A 21,330-nucleotide genomic window follows, 5' to 3' on the forward strand; every position below is an offset into this window, starting at 1 on the left:
ATTTATAATAAAGAGTAATTCAAATATCTTCAAATAGAGGGGGGGTTCTTTATGAAGACATATCGAACAAGATTTCAGTTAAAATCCGAAGTTAAATCACTACTCAAGGGAAACTGGTCTAAGGGTGTCTTACTATTTTTAATTCCATCCATAGTCTTTTGGTTTACTAATGAGTACAGCAATTTCAATGAAAAAATCAAAATTAATTACGATACTGCAACGGTGAATTTTGACCAACTGGTTAGAATGACTGCCAATTCTGGAATTATCAGTTTAGTGGTTAGTTTAATTTTTCTAGTGATTACTTTATCTGCCAGTTTTAGAGGATTAGATTGGTTGGAAGATCCAAAACTAGACTTTGCTCCAATCAAAAGTAACTTTACTTATTTCAGAAGTCCCGATTGGTGGAAACTAATGCTAATTTATATCATTTCCTATATCTTCTTGACGCTTTGGACCATCCTATTAGTCATTCCCGGGATTATTAAATATATGGCTTATTCACAAACTTACTTCGTTTACAAAGATTTGAATGACCGTGGTCTTGCTAATAACTACAAACTAACTGACTACATCACCAAAAGTCGCCAATTAATGGTCGGTAATAAATGGCGTTACTTCGTCCTTCAACTTAGTTTTATCGGTTGGTGGCTACTTGGCTTCTTAACATTAGGCGTTGGTTTCATCTGGATCTATCCATATTACAAACTAACTATGGCTAACTTCTACAAAGATTTAGTCGAAAAAAGCGATGCGGTCTTACAATAGACTGCATCGCTTTTTTATATCGTTATAACGACTAATTTCACTTAGTATATTCGTAAACTACATCATGCAATAATTGGACAACTGGCGTTTGGGCCTTTTGATTGTAGTAATCTCCAAATCTAGCATCACTGATATACATATCAACCAAACCTCGATGTGCTTCTTTGGTATAACTAGGCCAAGTGTATTCAAGCCATTGCTTATGTTCTTGATAAATTTTTTGAGCTAACTGTGAATCCAAATCTGGTTTCTTTTTCAAGGCCACTAAATCTTCAATCAAGGTCTTTTCTACGGCCTGCATTTGTTGGAACTCTACCTCGCTCAATTTGGAATATTTTTGATTGGATTGCTCAATCGTTTTTGAACCGTATTTTTGACGAATTTCAGCGCCATATTTAGTTTCATTTTCTGAAATTTTTGTCTTTTTAAAAGCGGCAAATTTTTCTGTATCTGTCATTTCAATCTCTCCTTGATAATCTTTGATAGTCAAATCAATATTTGTTAGCAGAGTTTTTATCTTTTCTTGTTCTTGTAATAACAACTGTTGTTGCTGTTTCAAGGCATCTATTCTCGAAAAATTTGGATCATCCATAATCTTCTTAATCTCCTGCAACGGAAAGTTCAGCGACCGATAAAATAAAATTTGCTGCAATTTATTTACATTTTTTTCATCATAAATTCGGTAATTATTTTCATTAACTTCACTCGGTTTCAACAAATTTATATCATCGTAATATCGCAAGGTACGTGTTGTAATACCGGTCATTTCAGCTAACTTTTTAATTGTATATTTCATAAATATCTCTCCTAACAAATTGAATTTTATCGGTTGACGTTACGTGAAGGTCAAGTAAATTATGATAAAAATCGACCACTTTTTTCACCTTTCCTGTTAAGATAGGGATTAACAATAATTAGGTGGGTGACTATATTGAATGAATTTACACAAGTTTTAACTATCGCAGGTTCTGACTCTGATGGAAGTGCCGGCGCTCAAGCAGATCTCAAAACATTTATGGCTCGTGGTGTTTACGGAATGTCTGTTCTCACTGCTGCTGTTGCTGGAAATTCATATGGAATTCACGACAGTGTAAATATGCCAGTTAGTTTTATTGAAAATCAAATCAAAGATATCAAAGATGATTTCAAAGTTTCAGCTTTTAAAACTGGTATGTTGTCTGATTCAGAAATTATTCACACAGTTACTGAAGCTATCAAGGATAAACCTTTTGGATATTTCGTCTTAGATCCAGTTATCATCACTAAGCATGGGGCAATGCTTTTGGAAACAGAAGCTTACCAAACTTTAATTGACGAATTATTCCCATTAGCTGATTTAATTACACCAAATTTCTACGAAGCTAAGAAGTTATCTGGTCTTGAATTAGAAAATAAAGAAGAAATTATTAAGGCTGCGCATAAATTACGCAAATTAGGTCCAAAAAATATTATGATAAAGGGTGAACATAGCGACGACTCGATTGATGAAGTTGAAGATTATGTTCTACTAGAAGATGGCCAATCATTCTGGATCTCTGAACCTTATGTCAAAACAGAACACATCAATGGTACTGGTGATACCTTGTCATCATGTATCGTGGCTGAATTAGCAAAGGGTCAAAGTATGGAAGATGCCATTAAGACTGCAAAAACATTTACTTATAATGCTATTAAACATGAAATCGCTGTAGGACATAAATATGGACCTATTAACCATTTTGTAAAGGATGATATACAATAGTATTGGTAAGTAAAATTGGAGGTTAACTATGGTAAGAATAACAAAAATTTCTGCCGGGATTTTATTGCTTATACTATCAATTGTATTAATGATCAAAGCTGGATTTGAAGGCTTCATCGCCGCTTTAGTCGGTACTGGGGCTATCGGTGGTGCTGCCGGAATTTTGATGGCAATCACTTACATCATTTCAGCCGCAATTTATATTTTGACCAACCGAACATACAGTATCGTTCCTGATATTGTCGGATTTGTCATCCTAATCCTCGGTGGTTTGATGGGCTTATTTAACGCCAACATGCCTGGAGCTGGTTTCTTAAAGATTTGGGCTTGGGTTGGTATCATCATTGGTGCAATTGACTTGATTATCGTCATCGTTGACATGATAATTCATCCAATTTCTGATGAGGAACCTGAAGACGAACCGGACAATAATCAAAACCAGTTCGACAATCAAAACCAAAACTTTGGTCAATTTTATAATCAAAATCAACCAAATGGGCAATTTAATCAACCTAACAATTTTAATCAAGCAAACTACGGTTATAATCCTTATCAAAATAATAACCAAAATCAATTTGGTAACAATAATCAAGGATACAATCAACAGTTCAATCCTAACCAAGTTCCAAATAATATGAATCAACAACAATTCCCTAATAATGGGAATTACAACAATAACCGTTCAAACCAATTCAATAACCAAAATGGTGGCTATAATAATCAACAATTCAATCAGCCAATGAATGGTAATAATAACAACATGAACGGCAATATGAATATGAATAATAATATGAATCGCCCTAACCCTCGTGGCAATTACCAACAACCAAATAATCAATTTGGCAACGGCAATCAAGGGCAATTCAACAATCAGTCATATAATCCAAATTCAAATTACAATAATCAAAACTACGGTCAAAACCAAAATTACGCACCTAACAACCAGAATCAAAATATGAATCAGCCAAACTTTGGTAATCAAAATAATCAACAACTCAATCCAAACAATGGCAATCCTCGTTTAGGTGTGCCACAACAAAACAATAATCTTGGTACTAGAAGTCGTAGCAGTAGACATTAAAGCTCAAAAAGGACAAACGCGAATGCGTTTGTCCTTTTATTTTTTCAACAAATATCCTACTATCATCGAACCAACAAACAGGACAACGAATAGTAAAAATCCTTGCACTTGTTTATTAGGTCGGATTGAAACCTCGGCCGTCTGTTCTTCTTGTTTAACTTCTCGATTGAAATAAATCAATATTCCCGAATTCAAGGCAATACTTATCAAAATCAAAACTGTACTAACTGTCGATAGTCGTCCTAAAAATTTCTGCTGCGAAACAATCAATATCAAAATCAAATTTAAAATACTAGGCAGCCACATGTACCTTTTCAAAGTCATCAAGCGCGTTTTTCTATCAATATCTCTCACAATATCAGATCCCTCCACTAATAAATTATCTAAAGAAATGTGATAGAGCTTTGATAAACGAATCAGACTATTGATATCGGGGAAAGTCTTACCAGTCTCCCAATTAGAGACAGTTTTTGATGAAACGTACAATCTCTCTGCCAACTGTTCTTGCGTCAAATGATATTCTTGACGTTTCTTTCTCAAAACCTGATTCAATTCCATTTTTTATCGCTCACTTTCACATCGCTTAGTTTATTTATATTAGATCCAGGGTAAATTAACCATCCAATCCCTTTCTAATTGCTTATTTTTATGACTATAACGGCGTTATAATTAGTTTATTCCTAGATTAAAGATACCACTTACCTTTTGTAAATTTTCTTTTTCAAATCTGACAGGCAGACAATTCTGAAAGCGGTATATTTTAGGTATAGGTAATATAGAATTATCATTTTATGTATTGATGATTAATTAATTGTTATTCATAATATTTTTTATTTTGTGAAATCTTATGCAATTCAGTTATATCAAGCTTGTGACCGCTTTTTTAAGTCAAATTTATTGATTAAGCAAGTAATTAATCATATGATAAATTCATATATTGGGTTTAAATTTATGTTTTTAAGGAGGTTATTGACCATGCTTGGTGTTGGTTTAAGTATTGTCTCTTTGGCACGTTTCCAATTTGCAATGACGACCGTCTTCCATTTCTTCTTCGTTCCTTTTTCAATTGGAATGGGATTTTTAGTCGCTATCATGGAAACTATCTATGCCGTTAAAAAAGACAAAGTTTACCTAGATATGGCTAAATTCTGGGGAAAAATTTTCCTTTTGAGTTTTGCCGTTGGTATCGTTACAGGTATTATTCAAGAATTCCAATTCGGTATGAATTGGTCTGAATACTCACGTTTCATGGGTGATGTATTCGGTGCTCCACTTGCTATTGAAGCTTTATTAGCATTCTTCATTGAATCCGTCTTTATCGGGATTTGGATGTTCACTTGGGATCGTTTCAAACCAGGTGTCCATGCCTTTATGATTTGGATGACTTCAATTGGTACAATGCTTTCCGCTATTTGGATTTTAGCTGCCAATAGTTTCATGCAACATCCTACAGGTTTCAAAATCAACAATACAACTGGAAGAATTCAATTGACTGACTTTGGCGCCGTTGTCGCTAATCCTCAATTATGGAAGGTCTTCCCACACGTTATCTTGGCTGCCTTCATGACTGCCGCCGTAGTTATTGCTGGTATGAGTGCTTGGGGATTGTTACGTAAAAAGAAAAACGAGAATCACTTCTTCAAAACTTCCCTACGTTTCGGACTTTGGGCAAGTTTGATTTTCGCCATTGCTTCAGCTGGTGCCGGAGATTTGCAAACACAACAAATTATCAAAGATCAACCAATGAAATTTGCTGCAACCGAAGGTATCTACGAAGATACTAAAGACCCTGCTCCTTGGACGATTGTTGAATTAATTGATGCTAAGGATCACAAGGCCAGCGGTAAGATTGAAGTTCCTGGTGTTCTAAGTATTTTGGCATATCACAAACTTAGCGGTTCAGTTAAGGGTATGAATACCATTAACAAGGAATTACACGCTACATATGATAAGAAATTCGGAAAAGATATGAATTACTACGTTCCACCTAAGACTTTATTCTGGAGCTTTAGAGTAATGACTGGAATTGACGCTTTGGTTATGTTGATTGCTCTAGTTGGCTTAATCTTCTCTAGAAAGAAGAAAGATACCATCGAAAGTCACAAGTGGATGTTAGTGGTTTTAGGTATCAGTATTTGGCTTCCATTTATTGGTAATTCTGCCGGTTGGTTCATTACTGAATTTGGTCGCTATCCTTGGATCGTTTACGGACTATTTACAATTGCTCAAGCTGTTTCACCTACTTCAACAGTTGCTAGTCTACTATTCAGTAATATTATTTACTTCTTGCTCTTTACTCTATTGGGTGGCGTTATGGTTTGGTACTGCAGACAAACACTTCATCACGGTCCATACTTTGAAGAGGCTGACTCCAAACAAAACGTCGATCCATTTGCAAAGGAGGCCTTCGGACAATGACACTCAGTACATTGTGGTTTATTCTAATTGGACTTCTTTTTGCCATCTTCCTATTTCTTGAAGGTTTCGACTTTGGTGTCGGAATGGCAACCAGATTTCTTGCTAAAGACGATGCAGAAAGAACTGCCATTATGTCAACAATCGGCCCTCACTGGGACGGTAATGAAACATGGCTCGTTACAGCCGGTGGTGCAATGTTTGCTTCCTTACCAATGTGGTATGCATCATTGTTCTCTGGTTATTACATTTTGTTCTTGTTAGTTTTAGTTGGCTTAATTCTTCGTGGAGTTTCCTTTGAATTCCACAAACATGCTGAAACTAGAACAGGTAAGAATCTTTGGATGTGGGCATTTTTTGCCGGTAGTATCATCCCACCATTCTTCCTTTGTATGATTTTGTTGAGTATGGTTCAAGGCGTACCAATGGATGCTTCAGGTAATGCTTTCCCTGCTTTCTTTGATGTTGTTAACTTACTATCAATCGTCGGAGGAGTTGCCGGAGTTTTACTTTCACTAGTCCATGGTTTGAACTTTATTCGCTTAAGAATTGAAGGACCAATGCGTGATCGTGCTCGCAAATTGAATCAAATCCTTTATCCAATTTTGTTCCTTGGTGAAGTAGTCTTTGCCGTTTTAGTATTCTTGCAAACTGACTTCTTTACTAAGAGATTCTTCTCATCTCTCATCATTACTCTGCTGATTGTTTTGTTCTCCTTATTAGGTTACTATGGAGTCCTAAAGAACAGAGAGGGATGGAGCTTTGCTGGTAGTGGTTTAGCACTAAGTATGGTCATCGTTTTATTGTTCAACGGACTATTTCCACGTGTTATGATTGCTACTAACCCAGCACACAGTATTTTGATCAAAGATGCTGCTAATTCACCATATACTTTGACGATTATGACGATTGTCGCATGTATCTTGGTACCAATTGTAGCCATTTACTTCATTTGGTCATACTCTCTATTCACAAAGAGAATAAATCCAAGAGAGAATACGGTGAAATACTAATGATAGATAAGCGTTTATTTCGCTTACCTGGAACAAAAAAACTTCTTCTAATGCTTGCAGGATTAACTCTCTTGCAAGCATTTGTTGTTTTATTCCAAGGTAAGTATTTAGCAGAAGCACTCGTAAATTCGTGGGAACAAAAACCACTGCAAGCCATCATCAATCCGATGCTTTTATTTGCAGCTTCTTTTGTCTTACGACATTTATTCAATCTAATTAATACTAAAATCGTCGAAAAATTTGCCAGTAAAACGTCTGAAGATATTCGTGGACGTTTATTAGACAAAGTCTACAATGCTGGTCCTGAGATGATTTCTGAAGAAGGAACCGGTAATTTGGTCACTTCTTCTCTAGACGGCATCGACTTAGTCGAAAACTATTTCAAATTGATTTTCACTAAATTGATGAACATGTCGATTATTCCACCAGTGTTATTGATTTACATTTACACACAAAATATCGCTTCTGGAATAACTTTGACCATTATTGTGCCACTAGTTATTTTATTTATGATCATCTTAGGTCTTGCTGCTCAAGCTAAGGCGGATGCCCAATACAAGCAATATACGATTCTTTCTAATCACTTCTTAGATGCCTTACGTGGCCTACCAACATTAAAAATGTTAGGTCTAAGTAAGCGCTATGCTAAAAATATCTATACCGTCAGTGATGAGTATCGTAGAAGAACAATGAATACGCTCAGAATTGCCATCTTATCGACTTTTGCACTCGATTGGCTAACCACATTAGGAATCGCAATTTTGGCCGTCTTCCTAGGTTTAGGGCTCATTAACAACAGTTTTCCACTCTTCCCTGCCTTAGTTACTTTAATTTTGGCTCCAGAGTACTTTTTACCTTTGAGAGATTTCTCTAACGACTATCACGCTACCTTAAATGGTAAGAATGCTTTGAATTCCATTTTTGAAATTTTAGAACGTCCAGACACTAAAGAAGCCAATCAACTAAAGGATTTCACTTGGGATAAAGACTCCGCCGTTACGATCAATAACTTACAATTTACTTATCAAGGCGTCGGTGATGATGCAGTCAGTCTCGATATCAATGACTTAAAATTGCAAGGCTATCAAAAAATCGGTGTTATCGGTAAATCTGGTTCTGGTAAAACAACCCTGATTAGAACAATTGGTGGCTTCCTAGTTCCTGATAAGGCCGATATTCAAATCAATCAACAAAAAGTCCCTAACTTTAAACAGGAAAATTGGCAAAAGAAACTTACTTTCTTACCACAGTCACCTTATTTATTTGCTGGTTCGATTGCTGAAAACATCGCCTTTTATCGTCCTAAAGCCTCATTAGAGGAAATTAAAATTGCTGCCAAACAAGCTGGCTTACAAGATTTCATCGATACTTTAACTGACGGATATCAAACAAAAATCGGTGAAGGTGGTCGTGGAATCTCTGGTGGTCAGCAACAGCGTATCATGTTAGCTCGGGCTTTCTTAGCTGATGACCGTCACGTCTTGATTTTTGATGAACCAACAGCTCATCTGGATATCGAAACTGAGTACGCTTTGAAGAAACCAATGGAAAAACTATTTCAAAATCATTTAGTTATCTTCGCGACCCATAGATTGCACTGGATCAAAGAAATGGATTATGTCATCGTTATGGATAATGGCACTATTGTTGAACAAGGTACGCCTGAACAGCTTCAAAACCATAACGGTGCTTTCACAAAATTAATCAAGAATATGCGGGGTGATCAACTATGAATTTCTTCAAAACATTCAAGCATGATACTTGGGTCAAACCATATATCAAACAATATAAGGGCTTGTTGATCACTGCCTTGACACTAGGTTTATTAACATCATTTTGTGCTGGAGCTTTGATGTTTACTTCTGGTTATACAATTGATAAAGCCGCTACGCATCCAGTCAACATTCTCTTGATTTACGTTCCCATTCTTTTGACGAGAGCTTTTGGTATCGGTCGTCCAGTCTTCAAATACGTTGAACGACTAAAGAGTCACAACTGGGTTTTACGCGTTACATCTGACTTGAGAACTCGTTTGTACAAAACACTAGAAAGCGACGCCTCATTTTTCAATGAACATCACAAAACTGGGGATATCATGGGCTTGCTATCAGAAGATATCTCTCACCTACAAAACCTTTACTTAAGAACTATTTTTCCAGCCGTTATTGGCTATTTATTGACCATCATCGGCTCTCTTGCTTTAGGAATCTTCAATCCAGCCTTTGGATTCTTTGTCTTCTTATTGCTCTTCATTGAAGTCTTTTTAGTACCACTATTTTCAGTCTCCATTGAAAGTGCTCGTCGAGCCTATCAAAAAGAGGTCAAAAGTGATCTCTATATTCAATTGACCGATAATATTTTAGGTGTCGACGATTGGGTTATTTCTGGCCGTAAAGATGATTTTAATAATTTAACTTCAGAAAACATCCATAATCTCGACCAATCAAAATTAAAATCAAAAGCCTTCCGTCGCAATCGTGATTTTGGCTTACAATTAATTTTCGCCGCCTTGGCAATTTGCTTTTTGATTTTTACTAATTTAACTATGACTAATGGTCAAGAACAAGCTAACTTCGTTTCTGCGGTAGTTTTAGCCATCTTTCCACTTTCAGATGCCATCATCCCTGTTAGTCAAGGATTTGAAGAATGGCCACTTTATAAGGATTCAATTCAACGTTTAAACACTATTCAACCTGTAAAAAACGATTTACCTACACAAGTTGATTTAGCGCCAAACGATTTTGAGAGTTTAACTTTAAACAACGTATCTTTTGAATACGATACTGACTCACCAATTTTAATTAAGAATTTCTCGCAAACTATTCATAAAGGAGAAAAGTTAGCTTTATTGGGTCCTAGTGGTATTGGTAAAACAACTATTTTGCAATTGATTTTAGGAGATCTTACTCCGACTGCTGGAGAAATTAAAATCAACGATTATGATATTGCTCAAATTCAAGAACATCGTCAAAAACTCTTTTCCGTATTGAATCAAAAACCATTTCTTTTCAATACTACTTTGATGAACAATGTTAGATTGGGAAATGAAGGGAAATCTGACATTGAAGTCAAGCAAGCCTTAGAACGTGTTGGTTTAAAAGATCTAGTGGAATCATTGCCTGACAAATATAACACCTTAGTTGGTGAAAATGGCTCCAGATTCTCTGGTGGTGAACAAGAAAGAATTGCTTTAGCTAGAATCCTATTGCAAGATGCTCCCATCGTTTTACTAGATGAACCTACGGTTGGACTTGACCCTATCACAGAAAATGATTTATTAGAGACCTTCTTCTCCGTCTTGAAAGACAAAACTATCATTTGGGTAACTCATCACTTACAAGGAGTTAATCACGTTGACAAAGTAGTTTTCATGAACAGTGAAGAAATTGAAATGCAAGGTGCACCTAAAGACCTTTATCAATCAAATGAACATTTCAAGGAGCTCTATCAAATGGATCAAGGATTATAAACGTTATAACGATACAATAAAAAGGATATGCCAAGCGGCATATCCTTTTTATTTGATTCGATTAATTAATTTTTTGACGACATTTTTTAAAATAACTTGATTATGATTCTTTGGTAATTTTTCAATTTCTACAACAGCTCGATCTGTAAACTTACGAGCAATCTGCTTAGCTTGGTCTAAATAACCATCATCTAATACTATTTGCATCGCCATTCGGTCATCTGCATCGTCTAAATGATTCTTCGATAAAATGGTAATCAATTTTTGATTCTTAGCTTCTAATCCCAAAATATAAGGTAACGAATAGACACCATTTTTCAAATCTTCATGAACTGGTTTTCCAGTTTGAGAAGTCGAACTGAAATCCAATATGTCATCAATAATTTGAAAAGCCATACCGATATCATGACCGATATTTTGACAACGTTCAACGATTTCCTGACTACTATTACTAAAAATGGCTCCCATTTTGGCACTGAGACTGAATAATTCAGCTGTTTTTCCTGAAATTTCTTTAAAATACATATCGGTAGTGGCCTCAACATTAAAGTTGATCAACATTTGATCCAACTCTCCGACCAGAATCTTCTTCATACTCAGGGCATTCAACAAAATATCTGTGTTGTGCTGCAAGTTTTTTGAAATTAATTCAAAATAAAGTGTAAATAAATAATCTCCAGCGTAAATTGCATTTCTCCGTCCGTACTTAGTGTGAATTGTAGGACGACTACGGCGCAACGGCGAATCATCGATCACATCATCGTGAATCAAAGTTGCTACGTGCAAGATTTCTATTGATGCCGCTAAAGGAATCAACTCTTGCGTCGTTTTCTTAGTAGTGCCAAAATCACTGAACAGCAAGAAAAATGCCGGACGTAACATCTTCCCGCCTGAGGTTAAATCGACAATCATTTTACTAATATCTAGATTTTGAATCTTAACTTCTTGGTGAATAAAATCAGTCGTTAGATCCAATTTTTCCCCTAATTTAGGGTAACTTTTCCAAATTGAGTTCGCCATATAATTTCTCATACCCCTGTATTACTTTGTTGTAATCTAAAATAATTCTATAATAGAACCTATCAAATCCAAAGGACTGATTCTGTTGAAACCATCTGTTTTTTTCGAACTAGTTGAAATCAAAGCCAAAACGGCTAGCGTCTTCCCATTTCTGATGGGGACGTTGTATTCATATTATCACTGGCACTCAATTAACGCTCTTGATTTGGTCTTATTTTTCATTGCTATGTTCTTATTCAATATGGCCGTCGATATCAATGACAATTACTGGGATTACAAAAATGCCACTGGTGACGACTTCCGTCAAAAGACTAATGTCATTGGTGTTCATAATCTAAACATCCATTTAGTCGGTTGGCTTGATTTTTCTTTCACCGTTATAGCGGCTATCATTGGCCTCTTCATCGTTTACCGGACTGGATTGCCCTTACTTTACTTAGGACTATTTTCATTCGCAGTCGGCTTCTGTTACGCTGGCGGACCTTTTCCTATTAATCGTGGACCTTTAGGAGAATTCTTCTCTGGTTTTACGATGGGATATGTAATTTACTTGATTGCTATCTATATTAACGTCGTCAACAATCCACTCGTAGATTTAAACTTTAAATTCTACGGTGATGCTTTGCTATCTTCACTTTTGACCGTCTTTGCTATTTCTAATCTTTTATTGGCTAACAACATTGCCGACCAAAAAGAAGATATCGGATTAGGCAGAAAAACTCTGGTCTATTATCTTGGCAAAAACAATTCAATTTTCATTCTAAAATGGCTCTATGTCCTAGGTTACTTAGCATTATTCTGTTCTGTTTTACTCGGATTATTACCAAAATTAATGCTCTTAACTTTCTTAATTATTCCGATAGTATATAAAAATGCCAAAGCTTTCAGCAATAATCCTATCAAAAAGAAGACTTTCCCTTTGATTATCAAAAATCTCTTGCTGATAACTTTGACACAAACAGTTACCTTTATTTTAGGCGTTATTTTTAAGCTTTAAATCCATCCAACAATTTAGCAAAGTCATATGTATCTTGTGCAATCATTAATTCTTCATTTGTTGGGATCGTATAAGCAGCAATCTTGGAATCATCAGTGGTGATTTTGATTTCTTTACCTCTAACATGATTGTTCTCATCATCGATCTTCAAGCCCATAAATTCTAAACCACTCATAATATCTTCACGAACTTCACTAGAATTTTCACCGACTCCAGCGGTAAAGGCTATCACGTCTACTCCACCCATTTCAGCAATATAAGAACCGACAAACTTCAAAATTCGATTACGATACATTTCCAAAGCTAATTTAGCACGTTGATTAGTATCTTCATTAGCTTCAATATCACGCATATCTGGTGAAATACCAGAGATACCAAGCAAACCTGACTTGTGATTCAAGATATCGATCATATCATTGATGTCAGTCAAACCTAGTTTTCTCATCAAGTATGGCAAAATTGAGAAATCAATGTCACCACTTCTAGAACTCATCATGATACCAGCCAGTGGTGTAAAGCCCATCGAAATATCAAAAGCTTTACCATGTTTGATAGCACTAATAGAAGCACCACTACCTAGATGGAGGATGATAGCATTTTTATCCTGAATACCACCATCGACAATTTTATCCAAACGTTGAGCGATATAACGGTGACTAGTTCCATGAGCACCATAACGACGGGCATGATACTTCTTATAGTCATCCATATCGATACTGTAAAGATAATTCATTGCAGGAATATCAACGAAGAATGAGGTATCAAAAACAGCTACTTGAATTGCCCTAGGAACCAATTTCTTAAAAACATCAATGTAATAAGCTTCTATTTTGTTGTGTAATGGAGCATATTCTGACAAATCTATAATCTTTTGCAAGTTTTCATCGGTCACGATGGCTGACTTTTTAAATTCTTCCCCTCCAGCAACCACACGATGACCAAAGGCTACAATATCTTCGTATCTTTGGATAATATCCATATCTTTTAAAGCATCAAGAACTGCTAATACGGCGACATCATTAGATTCGATAGCTTTTTCTTCTTCAACTTTTTTACCGTTATACTTCAATTTAAAGATAGCTTTAGGACTGCCCAGACGGTCAATCATACCTGAAGCAATTGTTATTTTTTCAGGCATTTCAAAAAGTTTCCACTTCAAAGTTGAACTACCTGCATTTATAGCCATAATCTTCATACAAAAACTCTCCTTTTTTGGTCTAGGTTTACTCTTTAAATAGCTTTATACCAGACTTTACACTAATATAAAAAAATGCTACTCTTTAGTAACTATTATAAGTCTTTTTATGGGGGAATTCATTCGTGAAATTTTTAGACATGTTACGCAAAATTGATGAGAAACCAGAGCAACCTCAAAATCCTGCTCCCGAGTCTCCTAAAAAGGACGAAAATCCTGATCAAAGTACTGAACCAAAGGCCCCTACACCAGTAGCTGAGCCTGAGAAGAAAGAAGAAAATCTTCCTGTGTCAGTTCATGATAAACGTATCAATATCGAAGAACAAATGAACGATCTCTCACATCAATATGCTAAGTTGAGAAATGACCTCAAAACTAATCTTTTCACCGAAAAAGATGAATTTGAAGCTAAAAAAGCTACCTTAGACAAATATCTAAAAACTCTCAAGCGTGATGAAAAAGAATCAAATGAAAAACTAGCCAATACGAAGGCTCAAAACGATGATGCTGCCAAAGAACATCTTGCTAGCGTAAACGCTGATCGTAAAGAACAAGAAGAAAATCTTCAAAAGCTTCAATCAGAACTAAATGATCTCAATTCAGAAATCAATACTAAGACTGCCAAGTTAGAGTCATTGCAAAGCGACTTAGCTAAGAATGAGCAATCTGAAACTGACATGTCTGATTCCATCAAAGAAGAAAAAGACTTACAAAAAATGATGGTTTTGATGGAGAAGCAAAAGAACTCTATCAATACTCTCTATGATGAAAGAAAAGACCTTAAGGGTCAAATAAATAGTGCCCAAGAAACTATTACACAATTAAATGGTCAAGCAGACGATTTAAACGATAACATTAGCCAAGTTAATACTAAGATCAATGATCTCAAGCAAAAGGCCAATGAAATTGATGACAAAATGAAGAGTGATCACAATTACCGTGTTGAAACTATCGGTGGTTTGGAACGTCATCTTCAAAGTCTAGATGAAGAACATCAAAAAATTGATGGTGAACTAACTGAAGTCAACAATAATATTGACTACATTACTAAATACATCAAGGATGTCTTCCATTCAGCCTATTTAGTACGTGACGTTTACTTGGATAAAGATAAGGAATACTACGTAGCTGCTGATGACTTCGAATCTGACACAGCTAAAAATGATTTATTCGGAATGGTTGATTATCTAGAAACTAAATTACAAAAGCCCGTTACGGTTGTTTCTACTTTCTACAACAATCATATCCATGACATTATTGATGCTAAGGCCAAAGCTAGTCACTTACCTATTCCTAATGTCGTTAATATCTTCGATCAACTTCAAACTAGTTCTAATCCGACTGACAAAAAAGTCGCAATTCCTGAAAATACTGATTGGGTAACAAGAACTGACGTTGAATCTCAAGATACTTTCATTTATGACCAAAAACAAACACTGCTAATGACTGTTGAATACTTTGACAAATTAATTGATCGTATTAATTACTACAAGAATGATCAAGTTGTTAAAACTAATATTTATAACGGTGATGGTCAACTATCATCTACTCAAAACTTTAACAAAAACAAGGAACTTTCAGAACAAAACTTCTATCGTACCGATGGTTCAATCGTTTTGACAGTTATCTTTGAAAAGAATCAAGCCGTAAGTTTCCAATTATTCGATAAGAATGGTTTGTTGGAACACGACTTTAACGAAAAATCCGAATTGATCACTTGGTGGTTGAAGAACATTACTCCAAATACTGAAAATGCTGTTTTTGTTGGTAACAATTCTGATTTGCTTTATCAACTAATTATGAGCGTCAATAGCATTTCAAGCGATAATACAATTCGTCTGCTTCAAGATGTTGTCAAAAATATCGATGCTGTGATTGATTTACTTGATAAACATAATGATATCAAGGATATCTTCGTACAAACAGACGATGATCTCCACGAAATCGAGAATAAGACAAACCGTGATATTAGTGTTAGTGTTATTAATACATCAAGCAATGGTATGTTGTCTCTTCCCGAATCATTAAAAATATAATTTATTTTTAAACGCTCATTAATGGGTGTTTTTTTATAATTTCTGCGAAAGTGAAAAAGACTATGAAAACTATATCTGTTATCGTTCCGTGTTTTAACGAACAAGAAACCATTAATATTTATTATGACGCCATGACCAAGCTCAAGGAACAAACTAATAAATTCAAGCTGGAATATTGGTTTATCGATGATGGATCAAAGGATCGAACTTACTCAATCTTAAAAGATTTACAAAAAGCCCATAGCGACGAGGTTCACTTCATTTCCTTCTCACGTAACTTCGGTAAAGAATCAGCTTTATATGCTGGATTAAACGAAGTAACTGGTGATTATATCGCCGTTATGGATGTCGATCTTCAAGACCCACCAGAAATGTTGCCCGAAATGTTTGATTTACTAGAAGATGGTGAATATGACTGTGTCGGAACAGCTAGAATGGACCGCGAAGGTGAAAATAAGATAATTTCTTTCTTCTCTGATGGCTTTTACAAGGTTATCAATAAAATGTCCCAAACAAAAATCATCCCTGGAGCTAGAGACTATCGTTTGATGACTCGTCAAATGGTCGAAGCTATCAAGTCAATGACTGAATACAACCGTTTCTCCAAGGGTATCTTTAGTTGGGTCGGCTTCAAGACTAAATACTTACCTTACAAAAATCGTGAACGTTCAGCTGGTTCAACTTCTTGGAACTTCTGGAAATTATTCAAATACGCTATCACTGGTATCGTTGATTTCTCTGAAGGACCTTTGATGTTTGCCACTTGGATGGGAACCTTCTTCTCAATCGTTTCAGTTATCGGCATCATTGCAGTCTTTATTCGGAAATTAATCTATCCACTAAGTAGCGTTGGTGGCTGGGCCTCAATGGTCTCAATTATTTTATTCATTGGTGGAATTCAACTTCTCAGTATCGGTATTTTAGGTGAATATATCGGCAAAATTTTCTTGGAAGTTAAAAAGCGCCCTATCTATATCGTTAAAGATAAAAAATAACAGCAGGATATTATGGCTCTTTGTCAAATCGTATTGATGAATGATTTTGAGCTCATTGAGCATCCTCATCGAGGATGCTCTTTTTCTATGCACAAATCAGTCTTATTCTTTTAATAAAGTGTTCAAGATTTCTAAAGCCATAAGAATTTCTTTTTAGTTTCTTTATCTTTCCAATGGTGCCCTCTAGAGGACCATTGGAATATGGCAATAAGCAACTATTTTTCACATAATTTATGTTTTTTCGTAACGTTGTAATGGCTGTATCCATTGCAGTCCCATTTCTTTTATATCCAGAAGTAGTTTCTTGAAGTAGATTTATGTCATGATATCTTATTGATCTTTGAATACTCTGATAAGTACCATAAGCTTCCTTGAAAATTGGTATTTCATCAGTAGCTATATCGATGACATTTTGAATAGTCGTAAATTCATTTATGCCGACAATAAATTTTATATGAGTATCGTCTACATCTTCCTCTGGAAGATGATATAGACGCCAATCAGATTTCATCGCTTTATATATACGAGATTTTTTATCAGGCAATTTTTTTAAAGAATTGATACGTACTTGATCCAAGGCTCTACTACAAAGTTGAACTATATGAAATCTATCTACGACAATGCGAGCATTGGGGAATATACGATGAACGACTAATTGATAGTTGGCATTTAAGTCGATTGATACGGTTTTTACGGCTTGTCGTTCCGATAAGCTGTAATTATTTATAAAGTGTTCAGTTATTGTTTTAGACAGTCTGTCATGTATCAATTCGACCAACCGATGCGTATCCGCATCGATGGCGATAAATGTAAAAATATTTTTTACGGATCTAAACTCATCAAAACAAAGATTTTCTGGCAAATGCGCACATCTATTAGGAATTTTGGTATTACTATATAAAATCCTACTTACAGTATTGGCTGAAATACCGATGACTTTAGCTATTGATGACAGAGTAAATGATTCTTTAGCCATGGAAAAGATTCTATTCTTAATCTGTTTGGTCATAGTATGATTTTTTATCAATAGATCACTGTGGGCACCGCAGGTGCTTCCACAGTTCCTACACAGGAATCGTTGCTTTCTTAGTACTAGGTGGTACTCGATACCATTAAAGCTAGCTAATCTTGCATTAGTGGTTCTTTTACCATTTTTAACTAGTGTATTCATTCCACATTGAGGGCACCTATGTAAAGAATAAGATAGTTCAGCATTCACCACTTTGATGTGTTTTATAACACCATGTTTTTTTATTTTGGAATCTTTTACTGAAACATTTTTTATATTATTGTCTTTTATGTCTAGCGCACATAGTATAGAATTGTCTTGGGACACCATTGTTCACTCCTGTTTGATTTGGTTTGGTCGCTTAAATCTTAACACGAGAACAGTGATGTTCTTTTTTTATTTCAAAGAGTATAAAAAAAACTGGTATTGATTGTTCATCAATACCAGAAAGTTTAGAACCGATATTATCGGAGCAATTCGATAAACATCCTGCTTTTTTCTTATCTTGTGATAAACGAGTTATATTAATATATAATGTATAGGAATAGAACAAGGGACGGACGATATTATGAACGTACGGGATCAACAAGCCGAAAACACTAAGAGTGCGATTTTAAAAGTTGCTGCAGAAATGTTTCTTTCACAAGGTTATCAAGCTACTTCAACACGCAAGATTGCTCAGGAATTAAACATCACACAACCTAATATGTATCACTATTACAAGAATAAAAAAGTTCTTTATATCAAAGCACTCGAGCATGTTGTCAGTGGTTTTAGCGATAGTTTGCTAGAAGAATATAAAGAGAATCAAGATTTGCCTTTCGAAGAGTTACTTTTAAAAATCTCACAATTTATGATTGGTAATTTCAAAATAAATTATTTCATTATGCGAAACGATATCGAAACCTTCTTTACCCCTGAAGAGCGTAAAGAAATCATGCAGAACTGGGACGGTGGATATTATAAAGTCTTATTCAACGTTTTCCAATCTCACAAAGAGGAACTACGTTCTGACCTAGCTATTCCAGTTCAAGTTGGAACTTTTTTAACAATGTTACTCCCTTACATTGAATATAACGATGCTAAAAGGAAGCGTAATATTGCTAATCTTAAAACGGTTATCAATATTTTCATCAATGGCATCACGAAAAAATAGGAGTATGCCATGGAATTTTTAACCCTTTTAGCTTTAATGCTTTTTCTAACACTAGTTGTTAGTCATATCTTTAATAAAATCAATATCCCAGCAGTCGTCGGACAGCTTATTCTAGGAGTTATCTTGGGAAAAGGTGTCCTTAATATTGTCAAACCGACGCACGAAGTAGAATTATTCGCTGACATCGGAGTTATTTTGCTGATGTTTTTAGCTGGTCTTGAGAGTGATTTGAAACTACTCAGAAAGCACTTGTTACCTAGTATCAACGTTGCTATCTTTGGTGTCATCTTACCAGTCGCTTTAACTCTAGCTACCGCCTTGATTTTTGGCATCAACCTCAAAGAAAGTATCTTCATGTCAGTTGTCTTCGCCGCCACTTCCGTTTCCATTTCGGTTGAAGTTTTGAAGAGTTTGAACTATCTTTCCAGTACTTCCGGAACGGTTATCTTAGGTGCTGCAGTCGCTGATGATATTTTGGCTATCTCTATTTTGAGTGTTATGTCAGGAACTTTAACTGGCGATTTCTCAGCCAAAAAAATCCTAACATTATTAGGACTTTGGTTAGTCTTTGCTATTCTTGTCATCGTCTTTTATAAATGGATCATCCCAGATTTAATGAAATTATCTGAATATTTAGAAGCAACTCATGCTCCGACTATTTTTGCTTTGGTAATTTGTTTCGTCATGGCTTATTTGGCTGACAAAGTACAATTAGATTCTGTTTTGGGAGCTTTCATTGCTGGTATCGCCGTTTCCAATGCCAAAGATTACAACCCTAAAGTCAATCAGAATATTGAAATGATTGGTTATGCCGTCTTTATTCCAATTTTCTTTATTAGTATTGGACTTAATCTTGAATTTGATAACTTCTTACGTGATTTTTGGTTGATTGTTATTTTTACCGTTACTGGTATTATCGGAAAATTATTCGGTGCTGGTTTCGGTGCCAAAATTTCTGGATTTGATTTGAAAGACTCTTACGTCATCGGTTCAGGAATGATTTCTCGTGGGGAAATGGCTTTGATCGTTGCCCAAGTTGGTTACAGCGTTCACTTATTATCCGAGGAATATTATTCTACTGTCATTATCAGTGTCATTTTGATCACTATCATAGCTCCATTCTTTTTGAAACACTCAATTAGTAAAAATCCTTTATAGCAAATGGTTTCTCCTATTGCCTGGAACGATATATAATAATTAGGTAAACGTTTTAATTTCAAAATAGAAGGAGAAAGGTAATTATGGCACATATTTTAGTACTAGGCGCTGGATATGGTGGCTTGAGAGCCGCTCGTGACTTGGCTAAGAGTACCCCAGCGGGAACACAAATTGATTTAATTGATAAAAATGAAAAACACGTTGAAAAGACTGCTTTGCATACTATTGCAGCAGGAACTAATCGTGCTGATGCAGTTAGCTTTGATGTTCGTTCTGTTCTACCTTCAAACGTTAACTTTATCAAGGCAACTGTTTCAAAACTTGATTTAGATAACAAAACAGTCGAATTCTCTGACCACGAGGACATTACCTATGATTACATCGTTGTTTCATTAGGTTTCCGTTCTGAGGACTTCGGACTAGAGGGCGCTAGCGAAAATGCCTTGATTCTTCAAGATCTTGAAACTGCCCAAAATATCTATAAGACTATCAATCAAAATATTGCTAACTATAAGAAATCAAATGATCCAGCCGACTTGAATATCATCGTTTGTGGTGCTGGATTTACTGGTGTTGAAATTCTTGGTGAATTAGTTGATACAGTTAAAATCCTAAAGGCTAAATATGAAGTACCCGAAATTAAAGTAACTTGCTTGGAGATGGCTACGAGAATCCTTCCAATGTTCGATGAGAACCTTGCAACTTACGCTGTCGACTATTTGGATAAGAATGGAATTAAATTGCTCACAGGCGCTAAAATTAAGAAAATTGAACCTAAATCCGTTGTTTATATGGATGGAGATACTGAAAAGAGCGTTGAAGGAAGTACTATCATTTGGACCGTTGGTGTCAGTGGTTCAGACGTCATCAAAGACTCTGGTATCGATGCAAGAAGAAATCGTGTCATGACAACCGAATTTCTAAATCTTGAAGCACATCCTGAAGCTTACTTTATCGGTGATGATTCAGCTATTATTCCTAAGGGTCAAGAACGTCCTTACCCAACAACTGGTCAACTAGCAACTGCTGAAGGTAGCGGCGCTGCCTTTAATATTGCGGCCGCATTGAATGGCAAAGACTTGAAACCATTTATCTACCACTCAATGGGAACAGTCGCATCTCTTGGTCAAAACCATGGTATTGCTGAAATCACTGACAAGAATTTGAAGTTCAAGGGACCATTTGCTTCCCTACTCAAGCACTTGTCTGCTGATCGTGGAATCATGGAAATTGCTGGTATCAAGACAGCTATTAAGAAAGGTACTATTTAATCTATA

The 21,330-nt window shown here is 35.6% G+C and carries 18 protein-coding genes; 13 read left to right on the plus strand and 5 right to left on the minus strand.

From position 1 onward, the window contains the following. Window positions 1–51: 51 nt before the first annotated feature. Window positions 52–768: a DUF975 family protein gene (locus G6534_RS10485; RefSeq protein ID WP_182082797.1), complete on the plus strand. Its 717-nt coding sequence runs from the start codon at window positions 52–54 to the stop codon at window positions 766–768. A gap of 37 nt (window positions 769–805) precedes the next feature. Here the strand turns inward: G6534_RS10485 and G6534_RS10490 are convergent, their stop codons facing one another. Continuing rightward, complete coding sequence (locus G6534_RS10490; RefSeq protein WP_182082798.1) at window positions 806–1,564, minus strand: MerR family transcriptional regulator; 759 nt, start codon at window positions 1,562–1,564, stop codon at window positions 806–808. A 132-nt stretch (window positions 1,565–1,696) separates the two neighbouring features. On the opposite strand from G6534_RS10490, the gene thiD reads away from it, so the two are divergent. Next, window positions 1,697–2,509, plus strand: coding sequence for a bifunctional hydroxymethylpyrimidine kinase/phosphomethylpyrimidine kinase (thiD, locus tag G6534_RS10495; protein WP_059074691.1), 813 nt, complete (start codon window positions 1,697–1,699; stop codon window positions 2,507–2,509). Between the two features lie 28 nt (window positions 2,510–2,537). After that, window positions 2,538–3,590, plus strand: coding sequence for a hypothetical protein (locus G6534_RS10500; protein ID WP_182082799.1), 1,053 nt, complete (start codon window positions 2,538–2,540; stop codon window positions 3,588–3,590). A 36-nt stretch (window positions 3,591–3,626) separates the two neighbouring features. On the opposite strand, the gene G6534_RS10505 is transcribed toward G6534_RS10500, so the two are convergent. Then, window positions 3,627–4,148: a helix-turn-helix transcriptional regulator gene (locus G6534_RS10505; RefSeq protein WP_182082800.1), complete on the minus strand. Its 522-nt coding sequence runs from the start codon at window positions 4,146–4,148 to the stop codon at window positions 3,627–3,629. Between the two features lie 417 nt (window positions 4,149–4,565). On the opposite strand from G6534_RS10505, the gene G6534_RS10510 reads away from it, so the two are divergent. From G6534_RS10510 to cydC, 4 genes are read left to right on the plus strand one after another with little or no spacing between them, the layout of a single operon-like run. Continuing rightward, on the plus strand, window positions 4,566–6,008 hold the full coding sequence (locus G6534_RS10510) for a cytochrome ubiquinol oxidase subunit I (RefSeq protein ID WP_059074673.1): 1,443 nt from the start codon (window positions 4,566–4,568) through the stop codon (window positions 6,006–6,008). Then, window positions 6,005–7,018 (plus strand): cytochrome d ubiquinol oxidase subunit II, encoded by a 1,014-nt coding sequence (gene cydB, locus G6534_RS10515; RefSeq protein ID WP_182082801.1) that lies wholly within the window; start codon window positions 6,005–6,007, stop codon window positions 7,016–7,018. The genes G6534_RS10510 and cydB overlap by 4 nt, the downstream gene beginning before the upstream one ends. After that, window positions 7,018–8,751: a thiol reductant ABC exporter subunit CydD gene (gene cydD / locus G6534_RS10520; RefSeq protein WP_182082802.1), complete on the plus strand. Its 1,734-nt coding sequence runs from the start codon at window positions 7,018–7,020 to the stop codon at window positions 8,749–8,751. The genes cydB and cydD overlap by 1 nt, the downstream gene beginning before the upstream one ends. After that, the gene (gene cydC / locus G6534_RS10525) at window positions 8,748–10,487 is read left to right on the plus strand and encodes a thiol reductant ABC exporter subunit CydC (RefSeq protein WP_059074676.1); all 1,740 of its coding nucleotides are present in this window, start codon (window positions 8,748–8,750) and stop codon (window positions 10,485–10,487) included. The genes cydD and cydC overlap by 4 nt, the downstream gene beginning before the upstream one ends. A 48-nt stretch (window positions 10,488–10,535) precedes the next feature. On the opposite strand, the gene G6534_RS10530 is transcribed toward cydC, so the two are convergent. Beyond that, a complete protein-coding gene (locus G6534_RS10530; protein WP_182082803.1) occupies window positions 10,536–11,507 on the minus strand; it encodes a polyprenyl synthetase family protein in 972 nt (323 codons plus the stop codon). 85 nt (window positions 11,508–11,592) lie between these two features. Between G6534_RS10530 and G6534_RS10535 the strand changes: the two genes are divergently transcribed. Beyond that, on the plus strand, window positions 11,593–12,504 hold the full coding sequence (locus G6534_RS10535; protein WP_182082804.1) for a 1,4-dihydroxy-2-naphthoate polyprenyltransferase: 912 nt from the start codon (window positions 11,593–11,595) through the stop codon (window positions 12,502–12,504). On the opposite strand, the gene G6534_RS10540 is transcribed toward G6534_RS10535, so the two are convergent. After that, window positions 12,494–13,699, minus strand: a complete 1,206-nt coding sequence (locus G6534_RS10540) for an acetate/propionate family kinase (protein ID WP_182082805.1) — start codon at window positions 13,697–13,699, stop codon at window positions 12,494–12,496. The two genes, G6534_RS10535 and G6534_RS10540, sit on opposite strands and share 11 nt — an antisense overlap. Before the next feature lie 125 nt (window positions 13,700–13,824). Between G6534_RS10540 and G6534_RS10545 the strand changes: the two genes are divergently transcribed. Beyond that, on the plus strand, window positions 13,825–15,735 hold the full coding sequence (locus tag G6534_RS10545) for a coiled-coil domain-containing protein (RefSeq protein ID WP_182082806.1): 1,911 nt from the start codon (window positions 13,825–13,827) through the stop codon (window positions 15,733–15,735). Between the two features lie 62 nt (window positions 15,736–15,797). Continuing rightward, on the plus strand, window positions 15,798–16,730 hold the full coding sequence (locus tag G6534_RS10550) for a glycosyltransferase family 2 protein (RefSeq protein ID WP_010017958.1): 933 nt from the start codon (window positions 15,798–15,800) through the stop codon (window positions 16,728–16,730). A gap of 85 nt (window positions 16,731–16,815) precedes the next feature. Here G6534_RS10550 and G6534_RS10555 read toward each other — a convergent pair whose 3' ends face one another. Continuing rightward, complete coding sequence (locus tag G6534_RS10555) at window positions 16,816–18,069, minus strand: ISL3 family transposase (RefSeq protein ID WP_182082569.1); 1,254 nt, start codon at window positions 18,067–18,069, stop codon at window positions 16,816–16,818. Between the two features lie 238 nt (window positions 18,070–18,307). Between G6534_RS10555 and G6534_RS10560 the strand changes: the two genes are divergently transcribed. The 3 genes from G6534_RS10560 (at window position 18,308) to G6534_RS10570 (ending at window position 21,324) form a co-directional block, all read left to right on the plus strand. Beyond that, a complete protein-coding gene (locus G6534_RS10560) occupies window positions 18,308–18,895 on the plus strand; it encodes a TetR/AcrR family transcriptional regulator (RefSeq protein WP_182082807.1) in 588 nt (195 codons plus the stop codon). A 9-nt stretch (window positions 18,896–18,904) separates the two neighbouring features. Further along, entirely contained in the window at window positions 18,905–20,053 is a 1,149-nt protein-coding gene (locus tag G6534_RS10565; protein ID WP_059074681.1) for a cation:proton antiporter, read from the plus strand. An 83-nt stretch (window positions 20,054–20,136) separates the two neighbouring features. Further along, a complete protein-coding gene (locus G6534_RS10570; protein ID WP_059074682.1) occupies window positions 20,137–21,324 on the plus strand; it encodes an NAD(P)/FAD-dependent oxidoreductase in 1,188 nt (395 codons plus the stop codon). Window positions 21,325–21,330 lie beyond the last annotated feature (6 nt).

The organism is Companilactobacillus pabuli (genome assembly GCF_014058425.1).
Taxonomy (GTDB): domain Bacteria; phylum Bacillota; class Bacilli; order Lactobacillales; family Lactobacillaceae; genus Companilactobacillus; species Companilactobacillus pabuli.